We start from the raw sequence: 7,630 nt of genomic DNA, 5'->3' as shown, positions 1-7,630 counted from the left end.
AAGACCAAATAGAGCTAAGAAAAATGCTAAAATAAAGAATTCTATTCTAAATGGCCTTACAAATATAGAATATACTATTGGTGTTACAAGTAAAAAAGACATCGAACCTACTGAGACATACTTGGTAGTTAATATTATTACTAAGGTTATAATTAGTGGTATTAATATTATGAATCCGTATAAGCTGGACAGTACACCTATAGATGTTGCTACACCTTTTCCACCTTTAAAACCAATAAACACTGGCCAATTATGACCTGCTACTGCAAAAAAACCACCTATTATTCCCCCAATATCTCCCAATAGAAGTCTGCCTATATAAACGGCTAATATTCCTTTTAAAACATCTAATAAAAATGTAATTATTCCAACCTTAGCCCCCATAACTCTTAAAGCATTTGTTGAACCTACATTTCCACTTCCAAAATTTCTAATATCTATTTTCTTAAAAAACTTACCTACTATATATGCTGAAGAAAAGCATCCAATAAGATAAGTTATTATTATAACAATAATATATTTCATAACTATTTACCCTTTTGTCTAAATTCTAATTTTATTGGAGTTCCAGAAAATCCGAAATGTGTTCTAATTTGATTTTCTAGATATCTTTCATAGGAAAAATGCATTAATTCTTTATCATTTATAAATATAATAAATGTTGGAGGCCTTACAGAAACTTGAGTTCCATAATAAACTTTACATTTTCTTCCCTTTTCTGATGGAGGTTGTTTCATAAGAACTGCTTGGTTTATTATATCATTTAAAACACCTGTGCTTATTCGAAGACTATAATTATTATTTACTAAATTTAAAAGATCCATAAGTTTTGGAATTCTTTGTCCTGTAAGTGCAGATATAAACACAATAGGAGCATAAATCATAAAGCCTAAACTTTCCCTAATATTTTTTTCAAACTCCCTATATGTTGTATTTTCTTTATCAACTAAATCCCATTTATTTATTGCAATTATCATTGCTTTTCCATTATCATGAGCATACCCTGCAATTTTTGTATCTTGTTCTGTAACTCCTTCTAGTGCATCTATCACCAATATACATACATCAGATCTATCAACTGCAGTCAAAGTTCTAATCACAGAATATCTTTCAACATTTTCATTTATACTTCTCTTACGTCTAAGTCCTGCAGTATCTATAAATATATATTTATTATCATTGTATTCTAAATGACTATCTATGGCATCTCTAGTTGTTCCTGGAATATTTGTAACTATTACTCTTTCTTCACCTAATATATTGTTTATAAGAGAAGACTTCCCTACATTTGGTTTTCCAATAAGAGTTACTTTTGTTACATCATCTTCATCAGATTCTATTTTTTCTTTTGGAAAATGTTTAACTATTTCATCTAGCAAATCTCCTATTCCAAGACCTTGCTCACTTGAGATTATCATTGGTTCACCAAATCCCAATTCATAGAAATCATATATATCTGTATTTTTATCAGGATTATCTATCTTATTTGTAGTAAGTATAACTTCATTTCCTGACCTTCTAAGTATACTTGCTATTTCTCTATCCGTACTTGTAAGTCCTTTAGTTCCATCTGTTACAAATAATATTACATCTGCTGTTTCAATTGCAATTTGAGCCTGTCTTTGAATATTATCCATTATAGTATCTTCTTTTTCTGGTTCAAGACCTCCAGTATCTATTACAGTGAAGTGATTGCCAAGCCACTCTCCTTCTGCATATATTCTATCACGAGTAACACCTGGTTTATCCTCTGTTATTGCTATTCTTTTTCCTACTATACGATTAAATAAAGTGGATTTACCTACATTAGGTCGACCTACTATACATAATATACCCTTATTCATTTTTTCACCTCTCCTCTAAATAAATCAATAAACTCTTTTCCAGAAACTTCTGATACTTGTACTGGAATATTGAGTTTTTTTTCTAAATCTTTTAATCTTACATTATCTAAAAATATATTTTCGCATGATTTCATCATAGACTTTGGAATGATAACTTTATCTCCTTTTATTTCTTTCAAGTTTTTAACTAAATCAAAACCCGTGACAAGTCCTGAAACTGTAATCTTATGACCAAAAAAATCATTAATCACTGGGATAACCTTTATCTTTAGTCCGTTAAATTTTTCTTGTATTCTTTTTGATATATCCACCATAAAATCATATGCTAATGTTCCGGTTGCTATTATAAAAGTCCTATCTATAATATATCCGTCATCTATCTTTTCTAACTCTTTTTTTACTTCATATTGAAATGACTTCATAAGTCCTACACCATTTTCAAACTGGGGGAAACCTTCATATTTTTCAAAAGAAGGTAACTCTTCTTTTGAAAGAGCAAAAAATTCATCTGAAGCAAATACAAATCTTGTTCCTAATTCTTTTAGAAACTTATTTTGTATATTATCAATATAATCTAATACTTCCAAAGACATATGAGAATCAAAAGACTCAACCTTTTCTAAACCTTCTCTATACTTAGTAACTCCTATTGGAACTACTGCTACAGATTGTACAGATGGGTAAAGTTTAGAAAGATCAGTCAAGGTCCTATTTAATTCTTCACCATCATTTACATTTGGTACCAATACTATTTGACAATTTATCTCTAAATTTGCTTCATGAAATCTTTTTAAAATTGGATATATTTTCCCAGCATTTTTATTTTTAAGCATCTGCACCCTTAGTTCTGGATTTGTTGTATGGACTGATACATTTATTGGACTAAGCTTGTAATCTATTATTCTATTTATTTCATCATCTGTCATATTTGTTAGCGTAATAAAATTTCCCTGTAAAAATGAAAGTCTAGAATCATCATCTTTAAAATAAAGAGTATCTCTCATATTTGGGGGAAGTTGGTCTACAAAACAAAATATACATTTATTTTTACAACATTTAGCTTTATCAATAAGTGGATTAGTAAATATAATTCCTAAATCTTCATTAAAATCTTTTTCTATTTCAAATTCCCATATTTCTTCATCGTTTCTTAAAATTTCTAATAAAATAAAATTATCAGATACAAGGTATTTATAGTCAATAATATCCTTTACTTCAGTCCTATTTATAGAAAGTATTATATCACCTTTTTTTATTTCTAATTCATCAGCTATACTTCCTCCAGCTACTTCTTCAATTATATTTTTTGATTCCTTTATGTTTCCAAGCTCCATTTATTTTACCTTCTCAATTTATATAAAAGTTTAAACTAAAATATAGTGCCTACAGACTAAGCTGTAGGCCTAATAATTAATATAATGGGAATCTATCACAAAGTTTTTTCACTCTTTGTTTGATATCTTCTCTAGAATTTTCTTCATCTAAACTTAAATTTATTATTTCTGCAATTTCTTTCATTTCTTCTTCCTTCATTCCACGAGTGGTAACCGCAGGTGTTCCTAATCTGATTCCACTAGTTACAAAAGGACTTTCTGGATCATTTGGAATAGTGTTTTTATTTGCCGCTACTTTTATATCTTCTAAAAGTGATTCAGCTTTTTTACCAGTTAAATTTTTGTTTCTAACATCTATTAATATAAGGTGAGTATCTGTACCACCTGAAACTATTCTAAATCCTTTTTCTTCTAAAGATGCTGCTAATACTTTGGCATTTTTAACAACTTGTTCCTGATATCCTTTAAATGTATCTTCAAGAGCTTCTCCAAATGCTACTGCTTTAGAAGCTATAACGTGCATTAGAGGTCCTCCTTGGATACCTGGGAAAATAGACTTATCTATTATTTTAGCATATTTTTCTTTACACAGAATTGCTCCTCCTCTAGGCCCTCTCAATGTCTTATGAGTTGTAGTAGTTACAAAATCTGCATGAGGAACTGGATTTGGATGAAGCCCTACAGCTACAAGTCCCGCTATATGAGCCATATCTACCATCAAATATGCTCCCACTTCTTTAGCTATTTCTTCAAATTTCTTAAAATCTATTGTTCTAGAATAAGCACTAGCCCCAGCTACTATCATTTTTGGCTTTTCTTTTAATGCTATTTCTCTTACATTTTCATAGTCTATGGTTTCAGTTTCTTTATCTACTCCATAATCTATAAAATTATAATATACACCTGAAATATTTACAGGACTACCATGAGTTAAGTGACCACCTTGTGACAAATTCATTCCAAGTACTTTGTCGCCTGGTTTTAAAACTGCAAAATAAACACCTAAATTTGCATTTGATCCAGAATGAGGTTGCACATTTGAGTGATCTGCTCCAAATAGTCTTTTTAGCCTATCATTAGCTAAGTCTTCTACCTTATCTACTACTTCACAACCGCCATAATACCTTCTACCTGAATATCCTTCGGCATACTTATTGGTAAGTTGACTACCCATTGCTTCCATTACTTGTTTAGATACAAAGTTTTCTGAAGCAATTAATTCGATATGATCTCTTTGTCTTTGAATTTCTTCCTCAACTAAACTCATTAGTTTTGGGTCTTTTTTCTCTAGATTTTTAAAATCCATATATAATCCCTCCTATTTATTTTAAATTTAAGAATAAAATTTAATTTATAAGCTATTATTGATTATTTCATTAAAATACTATAATATACCTTTATGCCCTTCCTTTTAATTATACATATATTATAGCATAATTACAAACAATATAAAGTTTTGAGGTGAAATATGAATTATTTTATTATAGAAAATAGGAGTGAAGTACAAAAGCTCATGAAATTAGCTATGTTAGCAGGTGGTATTATGTTAAATAACGGCGCTGAAACTTATAGAGTAGAAGATACTATGAATCGAATATGTAATTCTAAAGAAAATATAAAACAAGTTGATTCATTTGTAACGCAAACTGGTATTTTTTTAACTTTCGAATACGAAAATGAAGTATTTACATATCTTAACAGGATAAAGGAACCAGATATAAATTTAAATAAGATAAAACTAGTAAATGATTTTTCCAGACAATTTGTAAATAATAATATATCATTAGATGATGGTATTGAAACTTTGAAAAATATAGATATTCAACCTGGATATCCAAAACATATACAGCTATTCGCTGGAAGTTATGTTTCAGGTTTTTTTAGTCTTATGTTTGGAGGTTCAACTGCAGATTTTTTTGCAAGTATTATAGCAAGTCTACTGTCATTAATAATACTAAATAAGATAACAAATTTTAATCTTACATTTTTTATAGATGGTTTTATAGGTGCTTTTCTGGTTTCTTTATTTTCATATTTTGCAATTAAACTAGGAGTTGGAGAAAATTTAGATATGATTATTATAGGTGGAATTATGTATTTAGTTCCAGGGGTAGCTATAACAAATTCTATAAGGGATACTATGTCTGGTGATTCTTTATCTGGTTTATCAAAAGGTGCACAAGCTATCTTCTCAGCTCTTGCAATAGCATTTGGTGTAGGTATAGTTCTTAATTTAAAAGCTAAGGGGTGGATTTAATTGGCCATTATTTTTCAATTTATATATTCATTTTTTGCCACTACTGGATTTGCAATTTATTTTGGAGCTCCTGTTAACTCAGTAATACCATCAGGTATTGCAGGTGGTCTTTCTTGGTCCCTATATTATATCGTTTTTTTAACTTTACATAATAAAATATTAGCAACCTTTATGGGAGCTTTTTTAGTAGGTGCTCTTGGAGAGATTTTAGCAACTAAATATAAAAAACCAGCAACAGTTTTTATAACTCCTGGGATAGTTTCCCTGGTTCCTGGTGCTGGAATGTATTATACTATGAGCTATTTAGTAGGTAAAGATTATAATAATGCTATAGCCACAGGTACCGAAACATTCTTCGTAGCTGCAGCTATAGCTATAGGCGTTATAATTTCTACTATGTTTTCAAGGTTAATTAAAAGTTTTAAAAAATATACTTAAAGTATTCTTACAGCTTTAATCGTTCCATCATCTTTTTTTGATGCTTTTATATCCATTAGCTTAAGGATTAAAAGGGAAATCCCTACCGATATCAAGCCTGATATAAAACTTAACATTTCTCTACTGTCTGTATTTGAGTTTCTAAAGAGGAAATTTCCAACAAATATACCTCCTACTAAAAATATAAATGGAATCATATATATAATAAATGTATATTTTAATAAATTTCCAACTTCCGCTTGGAGTTCTACAAAGTCTCCAACCTTAGCATTTAATTCATTAGGAATAACTATAATATGTGCATCTTCATCGCAGCTACCACCGCAATCATTACATCCGCCACCTCATGCAGATCCACGTCTAACCTCTAGTTCCATCTTATCATCTTTTATTTTTCTTACAAATCCAACTTGTTCCATCATGAGCACCTCCCATGTCTTTTAAAATTTAATTAATATAGATTATATCATAAATATAGATATAATCTATATTAAAGTTTATATATAAGCTTTTGCTTTTTATTGTTTATCTTTACTGTCTATGTTTATGTGAACTTCTTTAAGTTGTTTTTTCGATACATTAGTTGGTGCATCTGTTAAAACACATGTTGCAGACTGCGTTTTAGGAAAAGCTATAACATCTCTTATATTAGAACTATTTGTAAGTGTCATAATAAGTCTATCAAGTCCATAAGCAATTCCACCATGTGGAGGAACTCCATATTTAAATGCATCCAATAAGAATCCAAATTTATCTTGAGTTTCTTTCTCATTAAAACCTAATGCTTTGAACATTCTTTTTTGAAGATTACTATTATTTATCCTAATACTTCCTCCACCCATCTCATCACCATTTATTACAATATCATAAGCTTTAGCTCTTACTTTTTCAGGGCTTTTTTCTAATAAGTCTATATCTTCTTCCATAGGTGATGTAAATGGGTGGTGTTTTGCTACATACCTTTCTTCATCTTCATCATATTCAAATAAAGGGAATTCGGTTATCCACACCAAATTTAAGTCTTTTTTATCTATAAGTTCTAGTCTTTTTGCTAGTTCATTTCTTAAGTTTCCAAGACTATTAAATACGATTGAATTTTTGTCTGCTACAAATAATAAAAGATCTCCTACTTTTCCATCCATTTTTTCTAAAATAGTGTTTAATTCTTCTTCTTTTAAAAACTTAGCAATAGGAGAAGTAACTCCTTCCTCTGTAACCTTTATCCATGCCAAACCTTTAGCTCCATATGTTTTAACATATTCTTCTAAAGAAGAAATTCCTTTTCTAGTAAATTTATCATTACCACCTTTAACGTTTATGCCTCTAACACTACCTCCTTTTTCTACGGTAGAACTAAACACTTTAAACTCACTTGTTTTCACAAAATCAGATATATCAACTAGTTTAAACCCAAATCTTAAATCTGGTTTATCTACACCATAGTTTTCCATTGCTTCCTTATAAGTCATTCTTTTTATAGGAAGACTTATATCTATATTTTTAAGTTCTTTAAAAATCTTAGATAAAAACTTTTCATTTATACTTATCACATCTTCTATATCGACAAAAGACATTTCCACATCTATTTGAGTAAATTCAGGTTGTCTATTGAAACGTAAATCTTCATCTCTAAAACACTTTACTATTTGAAAATATCTATCAAAACCCGATACCATAAGGAGTTGTTTCATAAGTTGAGGAGACTGAGGCAACGCATAAAACTTTCCTTCATTTACTCTGCTTGGTACTAAGTAATC

Annotated in this window: 7 protein-coding genes and 1 pseudogene; 2 read left to right on the top strand and 6 right to left on the bottom strand. The window is 29.6% G+C overall.

Translation table 11 applies throughout. From position 1 onward, the window contains the following. The 4 genes from ACTHW2_RS05975 to glyA all read right to left on the bottom strand — a co-directional run. On the bottom strand, positions 1 to 525 hold a 525-nt coding region (locus ACTHW2_RS05975), incomplete at its 3' end, for a glycerol-3-phosphate acyltransferase (protein WP_442263057.1). A 2-nt stretch (positions 526 to 527) separates the two neighbouring features. Continuing rightward, positions 528 to 1,844: a ribosome biogenesis GTPase Der gene (der, locus tag ACTHW2_RS05970; RefSeq protein ID WP_442263056.1), complete on the bottom strand. Its 1,317-nt coding sequence runs from the start codon at positions 1,842 to 1,844 to the stop codon at positions 528 to 530. Then, positions 1,841 to 3,178 carry a DUF512 domain-containing protein gene (locus ACTHW2_RS05965; protein ID WP_442263055.1) on the bottom strand — a complete coding sequence of 446 codons (1,338 nt, stop codon included), beginning with the start codon at positions 3,176 to 3,178 and terminating at the stop codon, positions 1,841 to 1,843. The genes der and ACTHW2_RS05965 overlap by 4 nt, the downstream gene beginning before the upstream one ends. A gap of 76 nt (positions 3,179 to 3,254) precedes the next feature. After that, positions 3,255 to 4,484 (bottom strand): serine hydroxymethyltransferase, encoded by a 1,230-nt coding sequence (gene glyA / locus ACTHW2_RS05960; RefSeq protein ID WP_442263054.1) that lies wholly within the window; start codon positions 4,482 to 4,484, stop codon positions 3,255 to 3,257. A gap of 162 nt (positions 4,485 to 4,646) precedes the next feature. On the opposite strand from glyA, the gene ACTHW2_RS05955 reads away from it, so the two are divergent. Together ACTHW2_RS05955 and ACTHW2_RS05950 are read left to right on the top strand one after the other, a co-directional pair. Next, positions 4,647 to 5,435, top strand: coding sequence for a threonine/serine ThrE exporter family protein (locus tag ACTHW2_RS05955; RefSeq protein WP_442263053.1), 789 nt, complete (start codon positions 4,647 to 4,649; stop codon positions 5,433 to 5,435). Then, positions 5,436 to 5,873, top strand: coding sequence for a threonine/serine exporter family protein (locus ACTHW2_RS05950; protein WP_442263052.1), 438 nt, complete (start codon positions 5,436 to 5,438; stop codon positions 5,871 to 5,873). Here ACTHW2_RS05950 and ACTHW2_RS05945 read toward each other — a convergent pair. Next, positions 5,870 to 6,199, bottom strand: a pseudogene (locus ACTHW2_RS05945) (SoxR reducing system RseC family protein); the annotation flags it as partial. The gene ACTHW2_RS05950 and the pseudogene ACTHW2_RS05945 sit on opposite strands and share 4 nt — an antisense overlap. A gap of 192 nt (positions 6,200 to 6,391) precedes the next feature. Further along, positions 6,392 to 7,630: aspartate--tRNA ligase (gene aspS, locus ACTHW2_RS05940; protein WP_442263051.1), on the bottom strand; the 1,239-nt coding region annotated here is incomplete at its 5' end.

Origin of the sequence: Tissierella sp. (assembly GCF_052089545.1) — a bacterium.
In the GTDB taxonomy this organism is placed as follows: Bacteria; Bacillota; Clostridia; order Tissierellales; family Tissierellaceae; genus Tissierella_A.
This window is presented reverse-complemented; position numbering and strand designations above follow the sequence as displayed.

What these genes read in the sequence shown, in the direction of transcription:
- ACTHW2_RS05955 (WP_442263053.1), top strand. Translation starts at nt 4,647, where the DNA reads ATGAATTATTTTATTATAGAAAATAGGAGTGAAGTACAAAAGCTCATG.
- der (WP_442263056.1), bottom strand. Translation starts at nt 1,844, where the DNA reads ATGAATAAGGGTATATTATGTATAGTAGGTCGACCTAATGTAGGTAAA.
- glyA (WP_442263054.1), bottom strand. Translation starts at nt 4,484, where the DNA reads ATGGATTTTAAAAATCTAGAGAAAAAAGACCCAAAACTAATGAGTTTA.
- ACTHW2_RS05965 (WP_442263055.1), bottom strand. Translation starts at nt 3,178, where the DNA reads ATGGAGCTTGGAAACATAAAGGAATCAAAAAATATAATTGAAGAAGTA.